Here is a 301-nt window from a genome sequence, read left to right on the forward strand (position 1 = left end):
ACTCACACATTTAATGTAAAAGTACTTCCAATGTATCAATGGGATTCTATTTTAGGATTTTCACAAAATTATGGTATTGATAAACTTCATGAGCTTGAATATTTAAGAAAAATTACAGATTTAATGATTGAAGTTAATTTCTTAGATAATTTTTACTCCATTTTAAATGAAAATAGGAATTACATTGTTTATTACAAAGATTATCTTATTGGAATACTATACACAATTCAGTTTGACAAATTCGAAGCAGATCCAGACTTTAAAAAGCCAAGTTTTGTTTACTTAAGTCATTATCTCAATA

1 protein-coding gene is annotated in these 301 nt (G+C 24.9%); it reads left to right on the forward strand.

Annotated elements, in window-relative coordinates; all coding sequences use genetic code 11:
• Positions 1-301, forward strand: a 301-nt coding sequence (locus tag U881_RS0105790; protein ID WP_024653625.1) for a DUF1473 family protein, incomplete at both ends; no start/stop codon positions are given.

The organism is Borrelia persica No12 (assembly GCF_000500045.1).
In the GTDB taxonomy this organism is placed as follows: Bacteria; Spirochaetota; Spirochaetia; order Borreliales; family Borreliaceae; genus Borrelia; species Borrelia persica.